Here is a 23,798-nt window from a genome sequence, read left to right as displayed (position 1 = left end):
CCGTGCAAAACGTGCAATAGGTTCAACAAACCTGTTGCAGCGCTGCCACCATGCCGCCGGTGAGTTGTTGCAGCTGCTCGTCTGTCATCACAAACGGCGGCATCACATACACCAATTTGCCAAACGGACGCACCCAAATGCCTTGCTCAATGCAAGCGGGCTGTAGCCGTGCCATATCGACCTCCTGCTGCATTTCAATCACACCAATGGCACCGCGCACCCGCACCTGCGCTACTCCGGGCAATGCTTGTGCTGGCGCCAGCCCCTGTTGTAAGCCGGCATGAAGACGCTGCACCTGCGCTTGCCAGTCGTACTCAAGCAACAGATCAATGCTTTCACACGCCACCCGACACGCCAGCGGATTGCCCATAAAGGTCGGGCCATGCATAAAGCAGCCAGCCTCACCGGCGGAAATGGTTTCTGCCACCTGAGTGGTGGTTAGAGTTGCCGCCAAGGTCATGTAACCGCCGGTTAAAGCTTTGCCCAGACACATAATGTCAGGCGCGATATCAGCATGCTCACAGGCAAATAACTTGCCGCTGCGGCCAAAACCGGTGGCGATTTCATCGGCAATCAAAAGCACATCAAACTCATCGCACAGCGCGCGCGCACGGCGCAAATACTCGGGGTGATAGAAGCGCATGCCACCCGCGCCTTGCACGATGGGCTCCAAGATCAGCGCGGCAATCTCCTGGTGGTGCTGCTCCAGACGATGGCGCAGCGGTGCGATATCGTTGTCGTCCCAGTCATCGTCAAAGCCACACTGAGGCGCAGGCACAAACAACTGTTGCGGCAATAAGCCCGTGAACAAACTGTGCATGCCACGGGTCGGATCACACACAGACATGGCGCCTAAGGTGTCGCCGTGATAACCGCGCTCCAACGCCAGCAGCCGGGTTTTGCCAGTCAAGCCACGCGCCTGCTGATATTGAATGGCCATTTTGATGGCCACTTCCACCGACACAGAGCCAGAATCGGCAATAAAGACTTTTTGCAGCGGCTCCGGCGTTAATGCCACCAAACGCTTGCTCAGCTCCACCGCCGGCGCGTGTGTCAGGCCGCCAAACATCACGTGGCTCATGTGCTGCAACTGCTCCGTTGCCGCTTGGTTGAGCCTGGGGTGATTGTAGCCGTGCACCGCACACCACCAGGACGCCATGCCGTCAATCAGCTCACGGCCATCGGCTAAGCGAATATGAACACCTGTAGCAGACGCCACTGGCCACACGGGCGCTGGCTGAGTCATGGAGCTGTAAGGGTGCCAGATATGCTGGCGATCAAAGTCCAGATCCACTTGATCAGCGATGGGGGCAGAAAACGTCATGATCACTCCTTAACGGCATAGATGGCCTGTAAACTTGTAAACCTAAATGCCATTGACCGGTTAACGGCGCTCATTATGATGAGCCACTCTGCGACTGTCGATGACACATCAAAGCCGCAGTTTACCAACGGCTAGGCGACGACATCATGATCTGGCAGCAACGCGTTACCACCGCTCTGCAACAGCGACGACAACAACATTTATGGCGCCAATGTGCGCAACTCGACAGTGCGCAAGGCGCCTTAGTCGAGCGCGATGGCAAGCGCGTGATTAACTTTTGTGCCAACGACTATCTTGGCTTGGCCAGCTTTGGCGGTGCGGCACTGGCCCGAGCCGCTCAGCAATGGCAACTCGGCAGTGGTGCATCGCATTTGGTGTGTGGCCATAGCCGTGCCCATGCCGAACTGGAACACGCCCTAGCCATGCACACCGGCTATCCGCGTGCCGTGCTGTTCTCTACCGGCTATATGGCCAACTTAGGGGTGATCAGTGCGCTGGCACAGCGCGGTGATCATATTTGGCAAGACAAACTCAATCACGCCTCGCTGCTCGACGGCGCTCAGCTCAGTCGCGGACGCCTGCATCGCTATCGCCACGACGACTGCGAGCATTTGCAGCAGTTATTGGCAGACCACAATGACGCTGGTGCGCACTTAATTGTCAGCGACAGTATTTTCAGCATGGACGGCGACTGCGCCGATGTGCCGCGTTTAGCCAACATTGCGCAGCAGCACGACGCGCTGCTGATGATTGATGATGCACACGGTTTTGGCACCCTAGGTGTTCACGGTGAAGGCGCCAAAATCGCCTTCAATCTCAGCAGCAGCGAGTTGCCAGTGTATGTAGGCACACTGGGCAAAGCCCTGGGTGGCTTTGGTGCCTTTGTCGCCTGTGATGACGCCATGGCCGATTATTTAGTGCAGTTCGCTCGCTCCTACATTTATACCACCGCCCTGCCACCGGCCCTGGCCGACGCCATGCTGAGTCAACTGGCGCGCTTACAGCAAGGCGATTTGCAAACCCAGTTAAATGCCAATATCGCCTTGTTCCAACGCTTGGCCGCTGGCGCCGAGTTGCCGTTAATGCCGTCACAATCCGCCATTCAGCCGCTCACCGTCGGTGACAGCGAGCGTGCGCTGTGGCTTAGCCAGCAACTGCTGCAACAAGGCTTTTGGGTCAGTGCCATTCGCCCGCCGACCGTGCCTGCCGGCAGTGCGCGTTTGCGCATTACCTTAAGCGCGGCCCACCAGCCCGAACAGATCAGCGCACTGGTAGAGAGTCTTTGTACCTTGCTGGAGGCACAACCATGAGTTGGCACTGTCTGCAGCACAACCCAGGCCCGCAGCAATGGCTCTGGTGGCCGGGTTGGAGCTTTTCGCCACAGGTCTTTGAAGACTTGTATCAGAAGCTGCCGGGCCAGCATTACGCCATGAGCTACCCCAATGAGGCCGTCAGCGTCGATGAGTTTTTACAGCACTTGATCACCACCCTGCCCGCCAGCGGCCTGTGGGTGGGTTGGTCACTGGGCGGCGCATTGGCTTGCCAAGCGGCCTTATTGACTGCGCAGCAACAGAGCCAGATCCAACCTAAACACCTCGTCACCCTCGCTACCGGGCGGCAATTTGTAGGGCCTTGCATGCCAGCGTCCGATTACCAAGCCTTTAAAGAAAACCTGGCACAGCACCCGCAGCGCACGGCACAGCGCTTTTTGGCCCTTGCTTGTCGCGGCGCCCGTGATGCCCGTCAACGCGCGCGCCAGCTAGCCCACTACCAACTGAACGATGCGGCGATACTGCAGCACACTTTGCCTTGGCTGGAGCACGCTGCATTGACCGATGTGGCAGCAGCTGAGCACTGGTGCGGCGCCAACGATGCGCTGCAGCCGACGGGGTTCGACTATCAAACCTGCGGCAGCAGTCATGCCCTGTTTGCCGGAGAGGATCACCCAACACTGCTGCAACGACTGCAACAGCTGGCGGAGGCGGTGTATGACACGCGATAAACGTCTCGTTGCCCGCCAGTTCAGCCGCGCCGCCGCCAGCTACGACGCTGCTGCCGCCGTGCAGCAGTATGCCCTGCAACAACTACTGGCGCTGCTGCCCCAGCGACTACAGGGCCATTGGCTCGATATTGGCTGCGGCACAGGCGCAGCGGTGGCACCGCTGTTAGAAAAAGGCACACGCCAATTAACCGGCATCGATATGGCCGCTGGCATGTTGCAGCAAGCGCAACACAAGTATCACAACCCGCAGCTGCACTGGCTGCAGGCGGATGCGGATCAGCTCCCCTTGGCCAGCAATTGTGCCGCGGGCATTGTTTCCAGCCTGATGCTGCAATGGAGTGAAAACCCCGCCGCGACGCTACGCGAATGGCAGCGTGTGCTGCAACCCGGCGGCTGCATTGCCGTCGCCAGCTTATTGCCCGGCACCCACCAAGAAATGCAACAGGCCTGGCACGCCATCGACCAGCGCCCACACGTCAATCGCTTCAGCAGCCAGGCCGATATTTGCCAGGCCATCGACGCTGCCGGCCTGGTATTAACGCAACAACAACAGCAATGCTTTACCCAGCAGTTTGCCGACATGAGCACACTGCTGCGCAGCCTCAAAGCCATTGGCGCCACCAACGTCAACCCTGGCCGCGCCAGTGGCCTTGGCGGGCGCAAAGCACTGCAGCAGTTGCAACATCACTACCCCAAAGATGCCCAAGACCAGTACCCATTGAGCTACCAGCTGCACTGGTGGCTGGCCCACAAACCGGACGAGTAACTCACCATGGCCCGCTATTTTGTTACCGGCACAGATACCGACGCCGGCAAAACTCTGGTATCCGCCGCCCTACTGCACAAAGCCCATCAGCAAGGTTTGAGCACCTTTGGCCTGAAACCCGTCGCCGCCGGTTGCGAACAGCGCTCAGGCGAGTGGCAAAACGACGATGCTCGCCTGCTGCGCCATTACAGCAGCTTGCAGCACGCTTACCATGTGCATAACCCGGTTGCGCTGCAAGCCGCCATTGCCCCGCACATTGCCGCCGCGCAGGAGCAACGCTCGCTTTCGGTCAGCCAGCTATTAAACGCTTGCCAGCCATCCCTCGAGATCAACGCCGACTTGCACTTAACCGAGGGCGCAGGCGGCTGGTTGGTGCCGCTCAATGATGGCAGCCAAGGCGACATAGAGACGCTGGCGGACTTTGCCATACGCTTGGATATACCAGTGATATTGGTCGTTGGTCTAAAACTGGGGGCCATTAACCATGCACTGCTGACGGCACAAATGCTGCTGGCCCATGGCCGCCAAGTCGCCGGTTGGGTCGCCAACGCCATTCAGCCAGACATGCAGGTACAAGCGGAAAACGTTCAGTTTTTACGGCGCTGGTTCAGCCAGAACAACATTCCTTGCCTAGGCGAGGTGCCGCATTGCGCTGGCATTGATGCTTTCGATAGCCAACAACTGGACGCCGTGGCAGCGGCACTGACGCTGCCGGAAGGATAGCGGGCTTCTTGAATCAGGAGGCTCCTGCCTTGAGTCAGGGCTCTGGGGCTTTGCTATGCTTGCGGTAGCGAATAAAAACAGGCTTGGCAGTCATGACCACACCCTCGGCACCCAATTCAACAGCACTGGTATCCCGGTTGCAGCACTTTGTGCCGTTTGATGATCTTTCAGCGGATGCCGTTGCCGAGTTGTTGCCGCATTTTCAAATCAGCAAGTGGCCTTCGAAAAAAATCCTGTTTAAACGTGGCCAAGAAGACAGTAACTGCCACTTTTTGCTGGCTGGTGCTGTCGATTTGGCTGACGAGCAGTTTCATGTCGAAACCCTGCAAGCCGACGATGACGAAAACTTTCTCGCCCTCGATGGCAGCCACCCGATTCACCGCTGCGCTGGCATCACCCATACCGACAGCACCGTCGCCTCCGTGCCTAGGCAATATCTGGAGCTGATCACCACTTGGGCAGAGTTGCGCCAGTCCTATGAGCATGATGATCAAGACGACGAAGATACCGACTGGCTGGAAACACTGCTGACTTCGGCGCTGTTTAACCGCATTCCACCCGCCAACATTCAGCAATTGCTGAGCCGCTTTGAAGAGCGCAGCGTGCAGCTGGGTGAGGTCATTGTGCGTGAAGGTGAACCCGGCGACTGTTGCTATGTCATTCGCCACGGCAATGCCATCGTCAGCCGCGGCCAAGGCGCGCAGCAAGAAACCCTAGCGGCGCTCGATCGCGGCGCGCTATTTGGTGAAGATGCCCTGATCAGCGACTTGCCCCGCAACGCCACCGTCACCATGAGTTCGGCGGGTGAACTCATGGTCTTAAGCAAAGAAGACTTTACCACCCTGCTCAAACAGCCAGTGCTGGAGTACGTCAATGAAGCCGATATCCCGGCCCTACAGGAGGAAAGCGATACCGGGATCGTGCTGCTCGACGTGCGTAGCGAGCGCGAAGCAACGATTCAACCGCTGCAAAAAGCACGGTTGCTACCCCTCAGCCAATTACGCAAACGCGCCAGTGAGCTGGCACCGGATTTTATCTACTTGCTACACGACGACAGCCGTGGCGAGGCCGCCGCCTATCTGCTGAGTGAAGCCGGCTTGCAAACCCGCATTATTCGCCGCGCTGAAAGCGATACCTAACCTAAGGCATCGAATTATTCAGAAGCATCCTAACGTTTAAATAGGCACAAAAAAGCCCGCGTAGCGCGGGCTTTTTCACGTCAAACCGTGCTTACAGCTTGTCGCTCTCGGTTGCCAGGTACTTGGCCACACCTTCTGGTGATGCGTCCATACCTTTGTCGCCTTTGCTCCAGCCAGCTGGGCATACTTCGCCGTGCTCTTCGTGGAACTGCAGTGCTTCAACCAGACGCACCAGCTCATCGATGTTACGACCCAGTGGCAGGTCGTTGATGTTAGCCGCGCGTACCAGACCTTCTTTGTCGATCAAGAAAGCGCCACGCAGAGCAACACCGCCAGCAGTTTCAACGTCGTAAGCTTTACAAATGCCGTGATCAACGTCAGCTGCCATGGTGTACTTAACTTCACCGATGCCGCCTTTGTCGATTGGCGTGTTGCGCCATGCGTTGTGAGTGAAGTGCGAGTCGATAGACACAGAAATCACTTCTACGCCCAGCTCTTTGAACTTATCCATGCGGTGATCCAGAGCGATCAACTCAGATGGGCACACGAAGGTGAAGTCCAGTGGGTAGAAGAATACCAATGCATACTTGCCCTTGGTGGCTTCAGCAAAGTTGTACGAATCTACGATGGTGCCATCGCCCAGTACCGCAGGTACGGTAAAATCTGGGGCTTGCTTACCTACTAATACGCTCATATCAATAGCTCCTTGTGGGGTTTAATCGTTGCGACTCACCGGTAACACAGTCACCGCTTACTGCAAAGACTGGCTATCATACAATGCGTTTTGGGCTAATCCCACCACCACTATCAGAATCAGGGGTTTTGATTAGTTTTGCCAATACAACTCATAGTACAGAGCTATAAAGAACAGAAACACAAGACCGGCTTCAGGTCTGCAACAAGGGACTGATATGTCATTGCGTCGTCGCATTGCTGCCCGCCAACCCTGGCACCGACGCTTGCGTGTGCTGCTGCTCATTGGCATATCGGCGGCGCTGCATGTCTGGCTTTTGGCCAGCATCGACAGTGATATCGACGTTACCGCCACCGAACACGCCCAAGTACAAATACAGCTGCAAACGCGCACCCAACCACCCATACTGCACCAGCCCGCGCATACATTGCGCGGTCAGCCGATGAACGTACCTGCACGGCCAGTCCAACCGGCTACGCCTACAAAACCGGCCAGCCCCAAGCAACCCGCACAGCCTGCTACCATCGCCAGTGCTAAAGTACCGAGCTCGCCATCAACTAGCCCATCGCCCCAACCGATCCGCACCGCCAAGCCTACTCAGTCAGCGAACCCACCGGTTAAACCCGCCAGCGCTGCGAGCCCCGCAACACCCCGCCCAGCAACACAACGGCCGCTGGCTAACGAGGGGGAGCAACAATGGAGCAGTGATCCGCGTGAGCGCAGCTATCAGCAACAAATCATGGCGCACTTGCGCCAACACTTGCTGGCACCAAGCGGCTTGCAGGGCAAAGTGCGATTGGAGTTGCACATTCGCTACCGCAGCATCGCCACGCACGTGCAAGTCATCGTCAGCTCGGGCTCACGCCAGTTAGACGATTGGGCCGTGCGCGCAGTATTGGCTGCCAACCCGTTTCCGCCACTGCCAGATGACCTAGAGGAGCCCTTTGTTTTTCGCCCAACGCTTAAGATGGCAGCGGCGGATAAGGATCGCGGATGATCTGATACGGATCACCTTGACCGCAAATAGCGGCCCATTCCTCGGCATTGAGCCAGTCCTGCGGATCACGATCACTTAAACGTGCCAGCGCCGCCACGGCATCGGCCCAGGTGCAGCGATTAGCGAATAACATACCGTCGCTGTCGAGGGTGCCGCCTTGGTTAACGTAACCCAGTGCCAGCGTGTGCTGCGGCCCCAGATCCAACATGCGAGCGTGGCCCAGCAGTACTTCTGGGCGGGTATGGCACAAAAATACGCGCTGTTGTACCCGCGCTGGGAACAAGGACTCAAACACCGCTTCGCTGGCTAAAACCTGCGCTTCGAACTCGTCGCGCGCCACCCGAAAGCGGCCAGGCTCAAGCAAATAAATCAGCGAGTGCGCCACTTCTAGCTCACGCAGCCGATCACTGGCCAACAGCGCCTGTTGCAACTGGTAAGCACCGCAAGCGACCAGCTGTAACTCGGCAGCACAGTGACCGCGCAGGCAAATCGCACCATCCTGCACCAGAGCCTCGGCCTGGCGCGCATCCATCACAGCGGGCATGGTGGATTTAGGCACCACCAAATTCCAAACCGTGCCTAAATCGCCGTAACACGCTTTTAACGCCGCCATGGCGCTGTTGGCATCGGCCGGAAACACCACCCGCGCCATATCAGACATCTCGCCCAGCAGGCTTTCCGCCAGCGATGGATCTTGATGGCTTTGCTCGTTTTTGCCGTTTTCCCACACATGAGAGGTTGATATCACCGGCAGGCCCAACCAACTTGCTGGGTCGTCGACTTCTTTTTGATGACGGGCAAAGATAATCGCTTGGCGCAAAGCCCCCAGCATTTTATTGGCGAAGGCCTCATACGACACCACCAGGTTGAGACCAGCCTGATTGGCCAGGCAAGCACTGACTACGGCCTCCTCGTTTAGCGCGGTAATGACCGCACCATCGGTGGATTCAGCGGCGCCCTGCTCTGGTTCAGTCACCCTATGATGTAGATGATCCAAGGTTTGATTCATACGGTTTGAGCGCAGCTCATCTGGGTTGCCCACTCGCACCCGCAGCTGTGGGTTGACCTCCACCAGATCAACAAAGTACTGGTCGATGGCAGCCATAGGTGACACAGGCTTATCGCGCCACTGCGGCTCATGACGGTTGATGGTGACGGCCGCTGGGCGCCAGATCGGCCTAGGTTGGCTCAGCTCAGCGCAGGCAGCTTGCCACTTTTCTACAGGCTGAAATAAAGCTCTGGCACCTTGATGGAAATAACGCAGCGCATCAGCATCTTGGCGAGGGTTACTGCCCAGCGGTAAACCATGAGCAGCGTTAGTGCCGGCACCGGGAAAACCAAAGCCTTTTTCAGTATCGGCAATGCAATAAGGCATAGGCACTGGGTAGCTGGCTTTGCCGGCTTGCACACTGTCGCCGGCATGCTGCAAATGCTGCTCCATAAAATAAATGGCACAGACAAACGCCGCCGGATCACGTCCATCGATCACAAAGGGGTTGAAGCCTTGATGATGCAGATGCTGTACAAACCAATCCACACCGCCCTGCTGCGCCACGGTGGTACGCTGATCAATACGGCGGCCATTGGCAATCATGATAGGGCTAACCAAGCCGCAGTCTTCTGCCCGCCACCAGCGCGCAGCCCAATCGCTACCGCGTTGCTCTTCAAAAGCACCGTCGCTTAAAAAGGCCACCAAGCGCTCACCCGGCAGTGGCTGATGCACGTACTGCAGACCAGCAAAACCTAAATAACCGCCTTCCAGTCTCGCACCCGCGGTGTGCACGTTGACGTGCGAGCCTAAAGGCGACAACGGTTTGCCATCTGGGCGAATGCGATAGTTATAAAAATCGGCAATAAACTGACTCAGGCCGTCGTCATTGAGGGCATACTGCTGGCGGCGCTCAGGCAACGCCGTGCCGGTCAACAACTGCAACGCATCCACCGCCGCCACGCAATGTCCCTGTCCCATCAGCCAATCGCGGTGGGTCTGAGTTAAGTGATTGATGGCCAGCATGCCGGCATAGGCCGGCACCATGTTAAGTGATCCACCTGTGTGACCTTGCGGATCACGTTTAAAATGCTCCGCTGCCAAATCGCGGCCATCGAGAAATAGCTGTTTGGCGTAGGTCATGTGCACCACCAGCCACATGGCTTGGTTGCACAGCTGATCCAGCGCCTCCAGTTTGCGATAACAGTCTTCTCGCTTTGCCATGTGGCCGCTTTCGACCAGCGCCGTGGCCAGCTCGTAGACCTGTAATTGAGTGCGATCACTGTGCTCGATCACACCACAACCTGCCGCCCAACGGGCAAAATGAGGGTCGTACTGACGATGTTGCAGGGCCTGAGCAGCGATTTCTTCCTGCTGATAACACTGTTCAGCGCTCATAGTTAACGGCATAGGGTTGGTCTGAGTCATATTGACCTCCTGATCTGGTCCATCAGATCGTTAATGGCCGGCGCCAGCAAACCGGCGGTGGCGATACGATTGCTTGGGTGAGGGATGCAATCACAGCTGACGATATCGGCGATGGGGCCGGCACGCATTTCTTGCTCAGCTCCTTCGGCAAAGACCGCATGCACGGCGATGCACAGCGGCTTGGGCAAGCCTTGCTGCACCAACTGCTCAGCCGTGCGCAACATGGTACGGCCGGTAGACACAATGTCATCCACCAACACCGGCGTGTGCTGTTGATAATGGCGAATATCAGGCACATCTATGGCCACCTCGCGATCGCCACTGCGTTGCTTATTAAGAACCAAATAATCACAGCCGGCCGCATTGGCCACCGCTGTCGCCCACTGCTCACTTTCGGCATCTGGGCCTATCACCAACGGCTTTGCCAAGGTACGCAAATAATCACCAATGGCGTCTGTCGCGTGCAATACTCGGCTGGGAATGCGGTAGATCTCATCCAAGCTGTTGTAGCGATGTAAATGCGGGTCGATGGTGGTCAAACCATCCACGGCTTGGCTGATCAGCTCGGCAAAATACTTAGAAGTCAGGCACTCACCAGGCTGAAAGCGAATATCCTGACGCATATACGCCAGATACGGCGCCACCAGAATGATGTTGCCGGCGCCCATATCGCGCAGATGACGAGCCAAAAACCAGATCGCCATGGCCGGATCATTGGGCTGATGCAAGTGACACAGCAGCACAATGTCTTCACCGCTGACGTCAGCCGGCAAATTGAAATACAGCTCACCATCGGGAAAGTGCCTCTGCTCCAACGGCAGCTGCTCTGCCCCTAGCGCGCTGCTGAGCGCAGTCGCCATGGCTTGGTGCTGATCGAGACACAGCAACTTCATCACACCAGCTCCTCTTCAATACGGATCACGTCGGTATGACCATCGAGAAAATCCAGCGCATAAGCCAGCTCGCCCGCAGCTTGGGCATACAAGGTAAACAAAGGGGCACCGGCGCGCACTTCATCGCCCAGACGCACGTGCAGCTCGATGCCAGCGCCAGGCGCATTCGGCGCCCCTGCCAGTGATGCCAAGCGCGCCAAAAAGCGGTTGTTGAAATAGGCCACGACGCCGCCGTGAGAAGCATAAATACAGTGACTGAAAGCACCCGGCTGGGGTTGCTTAAGCCCCCCCTGAGCCTGACAAATGCGCTCAAATTGCTGCCAGGCAGCGCCGCTGAGCAAGGTGCGTTCGGCCAACTGATGGCCACTGCCTGGCTCAGCAGCAGCGCCCATTTCCAGCAGTGCTGCCGCCAGTTGCAGCGATTTTTGCCGTAAATCCTGCGGGGCATGTAAATCGTTCTGCAACACTTGCAGCACGTCTCTGGCTTCCAGTGCTGGGCCTATGCCGCGACCAATGGGCTGGCTGCCATCGCTGATGACGGTGCGCACTTGCAGGCCCATGGCCGCCGCGGTGGTCTCTAACAACTGTCTGAGCTTGTGGGCTTTTTCTTCGCTGCGCACTTTGGCCGTTGGCCCGACGGGAATATCAATCAACACGTGGGTGGCACCCGCCGCCACTTTTTTGGAGATAACGGAGGCCACCAGCTGGCCTTCGCTGTCGAGATCTAACGCTCGTTCTATACGAATGATCATATCGTCTGTGGGGCTGAGGCTGACCGAGCCGCCCCAAGCCAAACAGGCGCCGGTTTTCTCAACCACCTGCTGCATTTGCTCAAAGCCAAGCTGGACATGGGTGAGCGTCTCCATGGTGTCAGCGGTGCCCGCCGGCGAGGTAATGGCGCGGCTAGAAGTCTTGGGCATAAGCAAACCATTGGCGGCCACAATGGCGACCACAATGGGGGTGGTGCGATTGGCCGGCAAACCACCGACGCAGTGTTTATCCAACACCACGTCGTTGTCCCACTCTAAACGCAGGCCACTGTCGACCATGGCACGGGTAATGGCGATGGTTTCATCGGTATCTAGGCGATCACCGGCACAAGCGGTGACATAGGCCGACAATTGAATGTCACTGTAAAGGCCAGCATGGATATCATTAATAATGGCGCGGGCGCGCTGTTGATCGAAGCGTTCGCCGTAGAGCTTACCGCGCACGTACGACATCGACTCCACCGGATGCGCATGATGCAACCAAGCTTTTTCGCCTTCCGGCGGGCAGCCCAAGCGTCGCCAAGCTGCTTCTGATAGCGCCGCCTGCTCACACGGCAAGCGATCGTTGGTTACCAGCACCAACTGCGCGACCAACCGCTGATCCGTGGTGTGTATTTCAACTTGGGCATTGGCGTTAAAGCCTTCAGCAATGGCAACGTGGCAATCGCTGCGAATAAACACCACAGGTTGTTGGTGCGTGTCGATGCCCATGCGCACAAGATGCAAATAATCCGCTGCCGGAGAGGTGCTGCTGTTCATGGTGACTCGTACATTAATCTGTTATGCCAGCCAGTGTAGGGATTCACTCCTGCGCCGTTATTGCCTTGCATCAACACTGTTGCTGCCGCCTGTCTTTATCCTGATCAAAGTCATGAAAAGGAGAGTCACATGAGCAGTTCCTTCCGTGTGCAGTTTATTGGTGCCACCGGCACCGTCACCGGTTCCAAGTACTTGCTTAGCTATGGCCGTCATCGTGTATTGCTGGATTGCGGCTTATTCCAAGGCATTAAAAACGTGCGCCGGCGCAACTGGGCCGAGCTGCCGTTTCAACCATCCGAACTGGATGCCGTTTTGCTCACCCACGCTCATATCGATCATTCGGGTTACTTGCCGGCCTTGATGAAGCAGGGTTATCACAAAGAGATTTATTGCTCCGAGGGCACCAAAGCACTGTGCAAGGTACTGCTGCCGGATGCCGGCTACTTGCAGGAAGAAGACGCCAAGTACGCCAACAAAAAAAAGTTCAGCCGCCACCAGCCAGCCGAGCCGCTGTATACCGAAGAAGACGCCCGCAAGGTACTGCGCCAGTTCAAAGCTCAGTCCTTTGCTGAGCCAGTGCAACTGCCCGGCGGCATGACGGCTGAATTCTTCCCAGTCGGGCACATTCTGGGAGCCAGCGCCATTCGCCTCACTTACGAGGGCAAACGCATTACCTTCAGTGGCGATGTCGGCCGCAGTGACGATTTGATCATGTATCCACCTAAGCCCCTGCCAGCAAGCGATTATTTGGTGGTGGAGTCGACCTATGGCGATCGCCGCCATGAAGACGTCGATGAGCACCAAGTCATCGCCGATATTATCAATCGCACGGCTGCCCGCGGCGGCATTGTGCTGATGCCCGCGTTTGCCGTTGGTCGGGCACAAATGGTGCTGCACATACTGGAGCAACTGCGCCAGCAGCAGCGCATTCCCACCATGCCGATTTACCTGAATAGCCCCATGGCCATTCGCGCCACCGAGATCTTTTTTGATCTGCATGAGCAACACAAACTCAGCCGCGAAGATTGCCAACGCATGGATGACATCACCACCTATGTGAAAACGGTGGAAGAATCAATAGAACTAAATAACCGCAAGTATCCGGCGGTGATTATTTCTGCCAGTGGCATGGCCAGCGGCGGGCGAGTGTTACACCATTTGAAAACCCTGATCGGTGACCCTCGCAACAGCGTATTGTTTCTCGGCTATCAGGCCGCCGGCACACGCGGTGATGCCCTCACCCACGGCGCTGACCACGTTAAAATCCACGGCCAATATTTTCCTGTGCGGGCGGAGGTACACAACCTGCAAGCACTCTCCAGTCATGGCGACTATGTAGAAATTATTGATTGGCTAAGGCACTCATCGTGTCAGCCCAAGCAGGTGTTTATCACCCACGGTGAAGACTGCGCCGCCGATGCCATGCGCTTAAAAATCGAAGATGAGCTCGGCTGGCGCGCACAAGTGCCTGAGTATTTGCAAAGCGTCGAGCTGTAGGCGCTACCTGCCAAAGGTAGCGTTCTGTAAGTAATGGGTTCGCAGGCTCAGATGCAGGCTTCTATAGTAGCCAAACAGTCGCTGTGAAATGCTGTTATGGACGTATCGAGCCTGACCTATTTGCCCACCATACCCAACCGGCCGAATAGCCCCGGCGGCGCTGTTGTACCCTCTTCCAACTACAATAACCCTCCGCCAAGCAGTGACGACCGCGTCGGTGCGGTGGAGTACATTGCCAAAACCGACCCGGAGCAGCCACCGCCACAGCGACAACGCGGTCGCAATGCCGTTGAAGACACTTTTTTACAAGTCGAGCAAGGCGACAGCGCCCCTCGCCCGGGCCAATTGCTGAACATTCAGGCATAAAAAAACCGCTGCTAGGCAGCGGTTTTTGGTTTCAAGCCGTTCGCTCTTATTGCTCAACGCCTTTCATGGTCAGCTTAACGCGACCTTTAGGATCAACGTCCATGACGTGAACCTTCACCTTCTGACCTTCGCTCAGGTGGTCGGCCACATTCTCAACACGCTCTTCGCTGATTTGCGAGATGTGCAGCAGGCCATCTTTGCCTGGCAGAACGTTAATGAAGGCACCGAAGTCAACGATCTTGCTGACGGTACCCTCATAGGTCACGCCTACTTCGATTTCAGCCGTGATGGCTTCAATCATCGCCTTAGCGGCATCAGAGCCGGCTTTATCGACGGCAAAAATATTGATTTCACCGTTGTCGTTGATGTCGACGGAAGCACCGGTTTTTTCCGTGATGTCACGGATGGTGGCGCCGCCTTTACCGATCACGTCACGAATCTTGTCAGAATCGATCTTGATGGTGGTCATGGTTGGCGCGTTTTCCGACAGCTCTTTACGCGGCTCGGCAATCACTCGGTTCATGCCTTCCAGAATGTGCAGACGCGCCGCTTTGGCTTTCTCCAGCGCGATCTCCATGATCTGCTCAGTAATGCCTTCGATCTTGATGTCCATTTGCAGCGCGGTGATGCCTTCGTCGGTACCCGCTACTTTAAAGTCCATGTCACCGAGGTGATCTTCATCGCCCAAGATGTCGGTCAACACGGCAAACTTGTCGGCTTCTTTCACCAGACCCATGGCAATACCGGCCACTGGCGCTTTGATCGGTACACCGGCATCCATCAGTGCCAAAGAGGCACCACACACAGACGCCATCGATGAAGAACCGTTAGATTCGGTGATTTCTGATACCACGCGAATGGTGTATGGGAACTCTTCTTGGGTTGGCATCATGGCTTGAATACCACGACGGGCCAGACGACCGTGACCAATTTCACGACGACCCGGAGAGCCCATGCGACCAGCTTCACCGACAGAGAATGGAGGGAAGTTGTAGTGAAACAGGAAGGGATCGTCTTTGGTGCCGTGCAGGAAGTCAATCATCTGTGCATCGCGTGCAGAGCCCAGCGTGGTGGCAACGATGGCCTGAGTTTCACCACGGGTGAACAAGGCAGAACCGTGTGCACTGGTCAATACGCCAGTTTCAATGGTCAAAGGGCGCACGGTGTCGTTGTCACGACCGTCAATACGAGGCTGACCGTCGATGACACGCTGACGTACCACTTCGTATTTCAGCTCACCGACCATAGAAGCCACTTCGTCAGCCGTTGGGCCCTCTTCGCCTTCTGCTGCTGCCAATTTTTCAACCGCAGCAGCTTTGATTTCATCGATGCGACCGTAACGTGCCATCTTATCAGAGATGGTGTAAGCCTCGCTCAGCGCGTCAAACACTTCGCCTTTAACGGCATTGTACAGAGTTTCGTTGCGTGGCTCGGCTTGCCAATCCCACTTTTCAACGCCCAGCTCAGCGGTCCACTCATTGATGGCGTCGATGGCAGACTGGAAAGACTTATGAGCAAATAATACCGCGCCCAGCATTTCGTCTTCGGTCAGCTCATCAGCTTCGGATTCAACCATCAGTACCGCGTCTTTGGTACCGGCAACCACCATGTCCAGCAGCGAGTCTTCCAACTGGCTGTGGGTAGGATTCAATAGGTAGCCGTCTTCATCGGTAAAGCCCACACGCGCCGCACCAATTGGACCATTAAACGGTACGCCGGAAATCGCCAAGGCGGCAGATACAGCGATCATCGCCAAGATATCTGGATCAACGTCTTTTTCAGAACCGATCACGGTTGGAATGACCTGAACTTCGTTCATAAAGCCATCGGCAAACAGTGGGCGAATTGGACGGTCAATCAGGCGTGAGGTCAGGGTTTCTTTTTCAGAAGGACGGCCTTCGCGCTTCAGGTAGCCACCAGGAATACGGCCCGCGGCATACATCTTTTCTTGGTAATGAACGGACAGCGGGAAAAAGTCCTGACCCGGCTTGGTGCTCTTCGCAGCCACAACCGTTGCCAGCACCTGGGTTTTGCCCATGGTCGCCAGTACCGCACCGTCAGCCTGACGGGCGATACGACCGGTTTCTAAGGTGACGGTTTGACCGCCGAAGTCGAAGGTTTTGATTTTAGCAGCAGGAATGATGCTCATAATGTTTCGGTTTCCTTAAACAAATTGACGTCCTGCATACTGCCGGTGCTTCTAAGCATTCGCCCTCACCACTCAAGGCAAAGACACATGCTTAGAAGCACCACCGCACACACGCGGGGTTGGCACCACAGTAGGGGCAGGAATTGGAAAAACAAACGGCAGGCAGTGTTCAGATACAACAAAAGCCCCGAAGGGCTTTTGCTGCACAGCGAGATCTTAGCGACGCAGACCCAGGCGCTTGATCAGCTCCAGGTAACGGTTTGCATCTTTACGCTTCAGGTAGTCCAGCAGCTTACGGCGCTGGTTAACCATGCGAATCAGACCACGACGAGAGTGGTGATCTTTACCGTGCTCTTTGAAGTGACCTTGCAGGCCCACAATGTTGTGAGTCAGCAGGGCAACTTGAACTTCTGGAGAGCCAGTATCGCCTTCAGCGGTTTGGTACTCTTTTACGATCTCAGCTTTTTGAGCAGCTGTTAATGCCATTGTTATTACTCCACAATGAATGTGCATAAAAATTGGCATCACCACCGTGCACATTAACAGTGGCATGCGTTGTCACCTGCGGTGACGGTTAACTCTCGAACTGCAACAGGCGCTGCGGGCGTATGCCGCGGCGTTCGATCCGACCAATGCCGATCAGCTGTCGCTGCCCTGAATCAACGGCCCATAATTGTACTGAAGGACAATCGGCAAGACCAGTACTGATCGCCTGACCTTGGCGGATTTTCGCGCTTTGTTGCGCATCCAGTTCAACCACCGGCCAACTGTCTGGTATTGCCAGCGCCATGGGCAGCAATAGCGCATCTAAAGCGTGGGTATCAGCTTGCTCCGCCAGTTGCTCCAACTGCTCCAGCGTCACCGCCTGAGTCAAATTGAACGGGCCTGAATGCGTGCGGCGCAAATGCCCCACATAAGCACCACAGCCAAGGCCATTGCCGATGTCTTCCACTAGGCTGCGAATGTAAGTGCCTTTAGAGCAACGTACCGACAGGTCTAGCTCCGTCGCACGCTGGGCATTGAGAGTGAGCTCATGAATGTTCACCGTGCGACGCTTTTTGTCGGCAATGGCTTGCGCTTGCTCAGCCGTCATGCCCTGACGAGCCAGCTCATACAGAGGCTTGCCATCAAGCTTGAGCGCGGAAAACATCGGCGGTACCTGCTCAATCGGTCCGCGCCATTGCTCTAACACCTGTTCTACCTGAGCCTCGGTCAGTTCCGGGACAGGATGCGTTTCTATCACTTCGCCTTCCACATCACCGGTAGAGCGAATTTCACCCAACACGGCGGTGGTGTCGTAGGCTTTGTCAGCGTCCAGCAGCACTTGTGAAAACTTGGTGGCCTCTCCCAGGCAAATCGGCAATACACCACTGGCTTGGGGGTCCAGGGCACCGGTGTGACCGGCTTTGCGCGCATTGTAAAAACGCTTCACCCGCTGCAGTACCTGATTGGAAGTCAGCCCCAGCGGCTTATCAATCACCACAATGCCGTGCACCGCACGGCCTTTGTTACGTCGCGCCAAGGTTAATCCTCGTCGCTGTCGTCTTGATGGCGCTCATCATCCTGCTGACGCGCCTGGCGAATCAGGCCGGTCAGATGATGGCCGCGCTCCAGGGTTTCATCGTAATGAAAGCGCAGCATCGGCGTCACTCGAGTGGTCAAAATACGCGCCAGTTGCGAACGCAAATAGCCGGCGGCATCGTTCAAAATGGCTTCGGTTTGCGAGCGAATTTCGGCGTCAGTTTCGCCTTTGGCACCCATCACGGTGAAATAGATGTCGGCGTAGCCCAGATCCTTCGCTACCTTCACCAGGTTAAGGGTCACCATGCCCAAGCGCGGATCTTTCATTTCGAACTGAATCATTTGTGCCAGCTCGCGCTGGATTTGCTCACCCAAGCGCGAGGTACGACTGTAATCTTTTGGCATAGTTTATTCCTCAAAAACGAGCCGCCCAGAGACGGCAAAGCCCGGCTATCAGAGCCGGGCTTCTTGCAGCAACAAGCGCTGGTTACAGTGTACGTGCAACTTCGCGCACGTCGAAGACTTCGATCTGATCGCCGGGGCGAACGTCCTGATAGTTCTTCACACCGATACCACATTCCATGCCCTGGCGAACGTCTTGTACGTCGTCTTTGAAGCGACGCAGAGATTCCAGTTCACCTTCGTAAACCACGACGTTGTCACGCAGTACACGGATTTTCTTATTACGATAAACCGTACCGTCAATCACCATACAGCCAGCGATCTGACCAAACTTAGGCGACTTAAATACGTCACGTACTTCCGCCACACCGACAATTTCTTCGCGCAGCTCAGGGGCCAACAGGCCAGCCATGGCTTGCTTCACGTCGTCGATCAAGTCGTAGATCACGCTGTAGTAGCGCATATCGACGTTGTTGTTTTCGACCACTTTCTTCGCCGCATTGTCGGCACGTACGTTAAAGCCGAAGACAACGGCACCTGAAGCAACCGCCAAGGTGGTATCGGTTTCGGTGATACCACCGACGCCAGACGACACCACGTTTACTTTTACTTCATCGGTGGCCAGTTTCTGCAGTGATGCCACGATGGCTTCCAACGAGCCACGTACGTCGGCTTTCAGAACCACGTTGAGGCTAGAGACTTCACCTTCGGCCATGTTGTTAAACAGGGCATCCAGTTTCGCCGCTTGCTGACGCTGCTGTACTTGCTCTTTCATCTTGGTTTCACGGAATTCAGCCACTTCGCGGGCCTTCTTCTCGCTTTCCACCACCATGAAATTATCACCCGCATCCGGCGTGCCGTTCAGGCCGAGAATCTCAACCGGGATAGACGGACCAGCGCCTTCGGTTTGCTTGCCGTTTTCATCCAGCAACGCACGAGCACGACCGTAACAGGTACCAGCCAGTACGATATCGCCTTTATTCAGCATACCGTTTTGTACCAGCAAGGTAGCAACCGGGCCACGACCTTTATCCAAACGCGACTCAACAACAACACCCTGTGCTGGGCCGTCAAAGTGCGCTTTCAGCTCCAACAGCTCAGCTTGCAGCAGCACGGCTTCTAACAGCTCGTCGATGCCTTGACCTGTGTGTGCAGAAACCGGAATGAATGGCACATCGCCGCCCCAATCTTCTGGAATCACGTCACGCGCAGACAGCTCGTTTTTCACACGATCTGGATCAGCGGTTTCTTTGTCCATCTTGTTGACGGCCACCACGATCGGTACACCGGCTGCTTTGGCATGCTGTACCGCTTCTTCGGTCTGCGGCATCACACCATCGTCAGCAGCGACCACCAGAATCACCACGTCCGTCGATTGCGCACCACGGGCACGCATGGAGGTAAACGCGGCGTGTCCAGGAGTATCCAAGAAGGACACCATGCCATGGTCGGTATTAACGTGATAGGCACCGATGTGCTGGGTAATACCGCCCGCTTCACCCGACACCACGCGCGATTTACGAATGTAGTCCAGCAGTGAGGTTTTACCATGGTCAACGTGACCCATCACGGTCACCACAGGTGCACGCGTGGTTTCTTCACCGTCGTAATTGACCGATTCTGTTACCGCTTCTTCTAACTCGTTGTCAGAAATCAGTTTAGAAACTTTATGGCCCATTTCTTCAACCACTAGGGTTGCAGTGTCCTGATCCAGAGTCTGGTTAATGGTCGCCATCACGCCCAATTTCATCAGCTCTTTGATCACTTCACCGGCTTTTACGGCCATTTTCTGTGCCAGATCACCGACGGTAATCGCTTCTGGCAACTCAATTTCTTTAATCACTGGCGCAGTCGGCTTAGTGAACGCGTGCTCATTCGCCTGCTTAGATGCACGGCGATTGCCACCCTTCAGCTTAACCTTGGCTTTGCGGTTGCCACGGTTGCCGCTGTTGTCTCGATCCATAAAGCGGCTGTCGTCATCACGATCACGCTTTTTATCGGTTTTGCCTTTTTTACGGCCAGCACCTTCTTCCTGACGCTTGGCTGCCAGCTCTGCTTCCGCACGCTTTTGTGCCAGCTCTTCTTCAGCTGTTTTAGGCTTGGCGGCTTCTTTTTTACCGGCATCAGCAGCTTTGGCTGCAGGTTTAGCTGCTGCTTTTTCCGCACTGGCCTTTTCAGCCGCGGCTTTTTCTGCCGCCGCTTTTTCTGCGGCCGCTTTTGCAGCTGCGGCTTTTTCCGCTGCTTCACGTTCAGCCGCTAAGCGAGCTTCTTCTTCCTGACGCGCTTTTTCAGCGCTATTGTCAACTTCTTCACGTTTTACGTAAGTGCGCTTTTTACGCACTTCGATGGTAACGGCCTTGCGACCGCCTTGACCCGTTTTTAACGTGGTCGTTGCTTTACGCTTCAAAGTAATCTTTTTCGGTGCTTCAGCTGCTTCACCGTGACTTTTTTTCAGGAAGCTCAGCAGCGTTTGTTTTTGCTCATCGGTCACTGTTTGTTCTGCAGAAGTCTGCGGCAAACCCGCTTCTTTCATCTGCGACAGCAAGCGATCAACGCTGGTTTTGACCACGTCGGCGAGTTCTTTAACTGTTACATCTGCCATACGTTTCTCCTATGCCGAGCGAATGGTTTATTGAGAACCCTCAAACCAGGGCTTACGGGCCGTCATAATCAACTCGGCCGCTTTCTCTTCTGTCATGTCGTCAATATCGAGCAAGTCATCCACCGATTGCTCTGCTAGGTCTTCCATGGTGCAAATACCTTTGCTGGCTAATACCAGCGCCAAGTGCTTGTCCATGCCATCCATACCCAGCAAATCGTCGGCCGGCTGTGCCTCCTCGAGCTGCTCTTCGGAAGCAATGGCCTGGGTCAGCAACACGTCTTTCGCACGGTTACGCAACTCACCAGCCACTTCCTCATCCAGCCCCTCAATCGACAGCAGTTCTTCCATCGGCACGTAGGCAATTTCTTCCAACGTGGTAAAACCCTCTTCCACCAACAAGGTGGCAAAGTCTTCATCGATATCGAGGCTTTTAATAAAGCCGTCAATGAAACCTGAGGCTTCTGCATTTTGCTTTTCAGCCGCATCTGCTTCGGTCATGACGTTAATTTCCCAACCCGTCAGCTCGGACGCTAAGCGCACGTTCTGACCACCACGGCCAATGGCTTGGGCAAGGTTTTCTTCCACCACAGCAACGTCCATGGTGTTGGTTTCTTCATCCATAATAATGGAGGCCACTTCAGCAGGTGCCATGGCATTGATCACCAGTTGTGCTGGGTTGTCATCCCACAACACGATGTCAATGCGCTCATTACCGCCTAGTTCATTGGTTACAGCTTGCACACGTGCGCCGCGCATACCCACGCAGGCACCCACAGGATCGATGCGCTTGTCGCTGCTTTTTACCGCAATTTTTGCACGCGAACCCGGATCTCGGGCAGCGCCTTTAATTTCGATAACGTCTTCAGCAATTTCTGGCACTTCAATGCGGAACAGCTCAATCAACATGGCTGGACGAGCGCGGCTCAGCATTAATTGTGGGCCACGATTTTCCGGACGCACATCGAATAAAATGGCGCGCACACGGTCACCCATGCGCATAATTTCGCGGCCGATTAGCTCTTCTTTAGGCAATAAACCTTCGGCATTATTACCCAAATCGACGATGACATTGTCACGTGTCACTTTTTTAACCGTGCCGCTGATCAGTTCGCCAATACGATGCTCGTATTGCTCAACCACTTGTGCGCGCTCGGCTTCACGAACTTTTTGCACAATAATCTGCTTAGCAGCTTGGGCCGCAATACGACCAAACTCAGGGTTTTCAATCTGGGTTTCGTAGGTGTCACCGGGCTGCAGATTGGTATCGATTTCGTGCGCTTCTTCTAGGGTCAGCTCATCGCCGAGTCCTGGAACTACATCGTTGCTGACCACTAACCAACTGCGGAAAGTTTCGTAATCGCCGGTTTTGCGATCGATGTCAACGCGAATCGTGGCGTTTTCATCTTCATAACGTTTTTTCGCTGCAGCGGCCAAGGCCGATTCGATGGCTTCAAAGATAATTTCTTTGGAGACGCCTTTTTCGTTGGATACCGCTTCTGCGACCAGGAGAATTTCTTTGCTCATCTTCTAGCCTCGCTGTGCAACTTAGTCCTTAAACTGTGGAACGACACGTGCCTTTTCGATCAGTTCAATGGGCAATAAATATTCATGCCCATCAACGAACAGCACGACATCTTCCTGCTCCGTACCAATCAATTGGCCCTTAAATTTACGACGACCGTCGAATGGCATACGCAAACGCACATCAATAATGTGATTGGCATACGCCTGAAACTGCTCCAGGGTAAATAAAGGACGGTCCATACCGGGTGAGGAAACTTCCAAGGTATAGTCTTGGGAGATTGGATCTTCTACATCCAGCACACTGCTCAGCTGGCGGCTGACATCGGCGCAATGGTCGACGGTAATACCATCTTCATGGTCGATAAACACTCGCAATACGGTGTGTTTACCCTGCACCAGGTATTCCAGCCCCCAGTAAGTGAATCCCATAGATTCAACCACTGGAGCCAGCATCTCTGTCAACTGTGCTTCTTTTGCCAACCGTTTACCCTCGTTACAAACAAAAACTGGGCATAAATGCCCAGTCCGCTAAAAATTTCTGCAGACCGAAGGCCTAAAAAGCCTTCGTCAGGAGCTGCCTGCTACCGCCAAACGGTGGCAAACAGCTACTAAAAAGCCCCTGACTTGAGGGGCTTTTCAACTCACTCGGTGTCTGACACCAGACTGCCTGATCAAAGCGCGCACATTATAAGGCATATTGAGCTCAAATTGCGAGCTGCGTGATCACACGACAGTTCAGCTGAGTGTTGGTGCGGATGGCGAGACTCGAACTCGCACGAGCGTAAGCTCACCACCCCCTCAAGATGGCGTGTCTACCAATTCCACCACATCCGCACTTCTGTGGGCATGTTAGCCCAGCCGTCAGCCTTCGTCTTCAACTACCGGTTGTTCGGTATTAGAAGCGTCCAGCTCAGGAGCATCTGAAGAAGGCGCGTATTGTTCCACAACTGGGGCCTCTTGCTCAAGCATTTCTAATGCTTCTTCGCTAGGAATCCCCAAATCTGACGCAGAAGTGGCTTTTTGCTTGGCATAAACCGCCAAACCCAAGCTAGTGACAAAAAATGCAGTCGCCAGAATGGCCGTTGAACGGCTTAAAAAGTTAGCACTGCCTTGGCTACCAAAAACGGTTTGCGAAGCACCGCCTCCAAAAGAAGCGCCAGCATCTGCACCCTTACCCTGCTGCATCATGACAAACGCGATGATGCCGACAGCCAGCAGAATGTGAACGATTAAAATTACCTGTTCCATATATAA

General features: G+C 55.3%; 21 protein-coding genes and 1 tRNA gene. 8 read left to right on the top strand and 14 right to left on the bottom strand.

Annotated features, from left to right (window positions below; all coding sequences use genetic code 11):
• Positions 1 to 22: 22 nt before the first annotated feature.
• Positions 23 to 1,324 carry an adenosylmethionine--8-amino-7-oxononanoate transaminase gene (gene bioA, locus IE090_RS04350; RefSeq protein ID WP_189387122.1) on the bottom strand — a complete coding sequence of 434 codons (1,302 nt, stop codon included), beginning with the start codon at positions 1,322 to 1,324 and terminating at the stop codon, positions 23 to 25.
• A gap of 146 nt (positions 1,325 to 1,470) precedes the next feature.
• Here bioA and bioF point away from each other — a divergent pair, with 146 nt between their 5' ends.
• The 5 genes from bioF to IE090_RS04325 all read left to right on the top strand — a co-directional run bounded on the left by bioF (position 1,471) and on the right by IE090_RS04325 (position 5,954).
• Positions 1,471 to 2,634 (top strand): 8-amino-7-oxononanoate synthase, encoded by a 1,164-nt coding sequence (gene bioF / locus IE090_RS04345; protein ID WP_189387121.1) that lies wholly within the window; start codon positions 1,471 to 1,473, stop codon positions 2,632 to 2,634.
• Entirely contained in the window at positions 2,631 to 3,326 is a 696-nt protein-coding gene (locus IE090_RS04340; protein ID WP_189387120.1) for an alpha/beta fold hydrolase, read from the top strand. Before bioF ends, IE090_RS04340 begins: the two co-directional genes overlap by 4 nt.
• Entirely contained in the window at positions 3,313 to 4,092 is a 780-nt protein-coding gene (bioC, locus tag IE090_RS04335) for a malonyl-ACP O-methyltransferase BioC (protein WP_189387119.1), read from the top strand. Before IE090_RS04340 ends, bioC begins: the two co-directional genes overlap by 14 nt.
• A gap of 6 nt (positions 4,093 to 4,098) precedes the next feature.
• Positions 4,099 to 4,815 carry a dethiobiotin synthase gene (gene bioD, locus IE090_RS04330; RefSeq protein ID WP_189387118.1) on the top strand — a complete coding sequence of 239 codons (717 nt, stop codon included), beginning with the start codon at positions 4,099 to 4,101 and terminating at the stop codon, positions 4,813 to 4,815.
• A 92-nt stretch (positions 4,816 to 4,907) separates the two neighbouring features.
• Positions 4,908 to 5,954 (top strand): cyclic nucleotide-binding domain-containing protein, encoded by a 1,047-nt coding sequence (locus IE090_RS04325; protein WP_189387117.1) that lies wholly within the window; start codon positions 4,908 to 4,910, stop codon positions 5,952 to 5,954.
• 91 nt (positions 5,955 to 6,045) lie between these two features.
• Here IE090_RS04325 and IE090_RS04320 read toward each other — a convergent pair whose 3' ends face one another.
• On the bottom strand, positions 6,046 to 6,648 hold the full coding sequence (locus tag IE090_RS04320) for a peroxiredoxin (protein WP_189387116.1): 603 nt from the start codon (positions 6,646 to 6,648) through the stop codon (positions 6,046 to 6,048).
• Positions 6,649 to 6,865: 217 nt separating this feature from the next.
• On the opposite strand from IE090_RS04320, the gene IE090_RS04315 reads away from it, so the two are divergent.
• On the top strand, positions 6,866 to 7,645 hold the full coding sequence (locus IE090_RS04315) for a TonB family protein (RefSeq protein WP_189387115.1): 780 nt from the start codon (positions 6,866 to 6,868) through the stop codon (positions 7,643 to 7,645).
• Here the strand turns inward: IE090_RS04315 and IE090_RS04310 are convergent.
• Genes IE090_RS04310 through IE090_RS04300 form a run of 3 tightly spaced genes read right to left on the bottom strand, consistent with a single transcriptional unit; the run spans position 7,611 to position 12,483 of the window.
• On the bottom strand, positions 7,611 to 10,061 hold the full coding sequence (locus IE090_RS04310) for a phosphoketolase family protein (RefSeq protein ID WP_229815465.1): 2,451 nt from the start codon (positions 10,059 to 10,061) through the stop codon (positions 7,611 to 7,613). The two genes, IE090_RS04315 and IE090_RS04310, sit on opposite strands and share 35 nt — an antisense overlap.
• A complete protein-coding gene (locus IE090_RS04305) occupies positions 10,058 to 10,954 on the bottom strand; it encodes a ribose-phosphate diphosphokinase (RefSeq protein ID WP_189387114.1) in 897 nt (298 codons plus the stop codon). The genes IE090_RS04310 and IE090_RS04305 overlap by 4 nt, the downstream gene beginning before the upstream one ends.
• Positions 10,954 to 12,483: a thymidine phosphorylase family protein gene (locus IE090_RS04300; RefSeq protein WP_229815464.1), complete on the bottom strand. Its 1,530-nt coding sequence runs from the start codon at positions 12,481 to 12,483 to the stop codon at positions 10,954 to 10,956. Before IE090_RS04300 ends, IE090_RS04305 begins: the two co-directional genes overlap by 1 nt.
• 129 nt (positions 12,484 to 12,612) lie before the next feature.
• On the opposite strand from IE090_RS04300, the gene IE090_RS04295 reads away from it, so the two are divergent.
• A complete protein-coding gene (locus tag IE090_RS04295; protein ID WP_189387113.1) occupies positions 12,613 to 13,980 on the top strand; it encodes an MBL fold metallo-hydrolase in 1,368 nt (455 codons plus the stop codon).
• 96 nt (positions 13,981 to 14,076) lie between these two features.
• On the top strand, positions 14,077 to 14,346 hold the full coding sequence (locus tag IE090_RS04290; protein ID WP_189387112.1) for a hypothetical protein: 270 nt from the start codon (positions 14,077 to 14,079) through the stop codon (positions 14,344 to 14,346).
• A gap of 46 nt (positions 14,347 to 14,392) precedes the next feature.
• Here the strand turns inward: IE090_RS04290 and pnp are convergent, their stop codons facing one another.
• From pnp to secG, 9 genes are all read right to left on the bottom strand, one after another.
• Positions 14,393 to 16,495, bottom strand: coding sequence for a polyribonucleotide nucleotidyltransferase (gene pnp / locus IE090_RS04285; protein ID WP_189387111.1), 2,103 nt, complete (start codon positions 16,493 to 16,495; stop codon positions 14,393 to 14,395).
• Between the two features lie 216 nt (positions 16,496 to 16,711).
• On the bottom strand, positions 16,712 to 16,981 hold the full coding sequence (rpsO, locus tag IE090_RS04280; RefSeq protein WP_189387412.1) for a 30S ribosomal protein S15: 270 nt from the start codon (positions 16,979 to 16,981) through the stop codon (positions 16,712 to 16,714).
• Positions 16,982 to 17,069: 88 nt separating this feature from the next.
• The gene (truB, locus tag IE090_RS04275) at positions 17,070 to 18,017 is read right to left on the bottom strand and encodes a tRNA pseudouridine(55) synthase TruB (protein WP_189387110.1); all 948 of its coding nucleotides are present in this window, start codon (positions 18,015 to 18,017) and stop codon (positions 17,070 to 17,072) included.
• A gap of 2 nt (positions 18,018 to 18,019) precedes the next feature.
• Positions 18,020 to 18,421 carry a 30S ribosome-binding factor RbfA gene (gene rbfA, locus IE090_RS04270; protein ID WP_189387109.1) on the bottom strand — a complete coding sequence of 134 codons (402 nt, stop codon included), beginning with the start codon at positions 18,419 to 18,421 and terminating at the stop codon, positions 18,020 to 18,022.
• An 82-nt stretch (positions 18,422 to 18,503) separates the two neighbouring features.
• On the bottom strand, positions 18,504 to 21,020 hold the full coding sequence (gene infB, locus IE090_RS04265) for a translation initiation factor IF-2 (protein WP_189387108.1): 2,517 nt from the start codon (positions 21,018 to 21,020) through the stop codon (positions 18,504 to 18,506).
• Positions 21,021 to 21,047: 27 nt separating this feature from the next.
• Positions 21,048 to 22,544, bottom strand: a complete 1,497-nt coding sequence (gene nusA / locus IE090_RS04260; protein WP_189387107.1) for a transcription termination factor NusA — start codon at positions 22,542 to 22,544, stop codon at positions 21,048 to 21,050.
• Positions 22,545 to 22,565: 21 nt separating this feature from the next.
• On the bottom strand, positions 22,566 to 23,006 hold the full coding sequence (gene rimP / locus IE090_RS04255; protein WP_373296395.1) for a ribosome maturation factor RimP: 441 nt from the start codon (positions 23,004 to 23,006) through the stop codon (positions 22,566 to 22,568).
• A gap of 285 nt (positions 23,007 to 23,291) precedes the next feature.
• Positions 23,292 to 23,378: transfer RNA gene (locus IE090_RS04250), tRNA-Leu, on the bottom strand.
• A 27-nt stretch (positions 23,379 to 23,405) separates the two neighbouring features.
• Positions 23,406 to 23,792, bottom strand: coding sequence for a preprotein translocase subunit SecG (gene secG / locus IE090_RS04245; protein WP_189387105.1), 387 nt, complete (start codon positions 23,790 to 23,792; stop codon positions 23,406 to 23,408).
• Between the last annotated feature and the right edge of the window lie 6 nt (positions 23,793 to 23,798).

Source organism: Bacterioplanes sanyensis (assembly GCF_014652515.1).
In the GTDB taxonomy this organism is placed as follows: Bacteria; Pseudomonadota; Gammaproteobacteria; order Pseudomonadales; family Oceanobacteraceae; genus Bacterioplanes; species Bacterioplanes sanyensis.
Note: the sequence above shows the minus strand (reverse complement) of the source record. Positions and strands in the feature narration are given on the sequence as shown.

Excerpts from the sequence above, each read along its gene's own strand:
- IE090_RS04305 (WP_189387114.1), bottom strand. The coding sequence starts at position 10,954 with ATGAAGTTGCTGTGTCTCGATCAGCACCAAGCCATGGCGACTGCGCTC.
- secG (WP_189387105.1), bottom strand. The coding sequence starts at position 23,792 with ATGGAACAGGTAATTTTAATCGTTCACATTCTGCTGGCTGTCGGCATC.
- IE090_RS04320 (WP_189387116.1), bottom strand. The coding sequence starts at position 6,648 with ATGAGCGTATTAGTAGGTAAGCAAGCCCCAGATTTTACCGTACCTGCG.
- IE090_RS04300 (WP_229815464.1), bottom strand. The coding sequence starts at position 12,483 with ATGAACAGCAGCACCTCTCCGGCAGCGGATTATTTGCATCTTGTGCGC.
- bioF (WP_189387121.1), top strand. The coding sequence starts at position 1,471 with ATGATCTGGCAGCAACGCGTTACCACCGCTCTGCAACAGCGACGACAA.
- bioA (WP_189387122.1), bottom strand. The coding sequence starts at position 1,324 with ATGACGTTTTCTGCCCCCATCGCTGATCAAGTGGATCTGGACTTTGAT.
- IE090_RS04310 (WP_229815465.1), bottom strand. The coding sequence starts at position 10,061 with ATGACTCAGACCAACCCTATGCCGTTAACTATGAGCGCTGAACAGTGT.
- IE090_RS04295 (WP_189387113.1), top strand. The coding sequence starts at position 12,613 with ATGAGCAGTTCCTTCCGTGTGCAGTTTATTGGTGCCACCGGCACCGTC.
- nusA (WP_189387107.1), bottom strand. The coding sequence starts at position 22,544 with ATGAGCAAAGAAATTCTCCTGGTCGCAGAAGCGGTATCCAACGAAAAA.
- IE090_RS04340 (WP_189387120.1), top strand. The coding sequence starts at position 2,631 with ATGAGTTGGCACTGTCTGCAGCACAACCCAGGCCCGCAGCAATGGCTC.
- IE090_RS04290 (WP_189387112.1), top strand. The coding sequence starts at position 14,077 with ATGGACGTATCGAGCCTGACCTATTTGCCCACCATACCCAACCGGCCG.
- infB (WP_189387108.1), bottom strand. The coding sequence starts at position 21,020 with ATGGCAGATGTAACAGTTAAAGAACTCGCCGACGTGGTCAAAACCAGC.
- pnp (WP_189387111.1), bottom strand. The coding sequence starts at position 16,495 with ATGAGCATCATTCCTGCTGCTAAAATCAAAACCTTCGACTTCGGCGGT.
- IE090_RS04325 (WP_189387117.1), top strand. The coding sequence starts at position 4,908 with ATGACCACACCCTCGGCACCCAATTCAACAGCACTGGTATCCCGGTTG.
- rbfA (WP_189387109.1), bottom strand. The coding sequence starts at position 18,421 with ATGCCAAAAGATTACAGTCGTACCTCGCGCTTGGGTGAGCAAATCCAG.
- bioC (WP_189387119.1), top strand. The coding sequence starts at position 3,313 with ATGACACGCGATAAACGTCTCGTTGCCCGCCAGTTCAGCCGCGCCGCC.
- IE090_RS04315 (WP_189387115.1), top strand. The coding sequence starts at position 6,866 with ATGTCATTGCGTCGTCGCATTGCTGCCCGCCAACCCTGGCACCGACGC.
- rpsO (WP_189387412.1), bottom strand. The coding sequence starts at position 16,981 with ATGGCATTAACAGCTGCTCAAAAAGCTGAGATCGTAAAAGAGTACCAA.
- bioD (WP_189387118.1), top strand. The coding sequence starts at position 4,099 with ATGGCCCGCTATTTTGTTACCGGCACAGATACCGACGCCGGCAAAACT.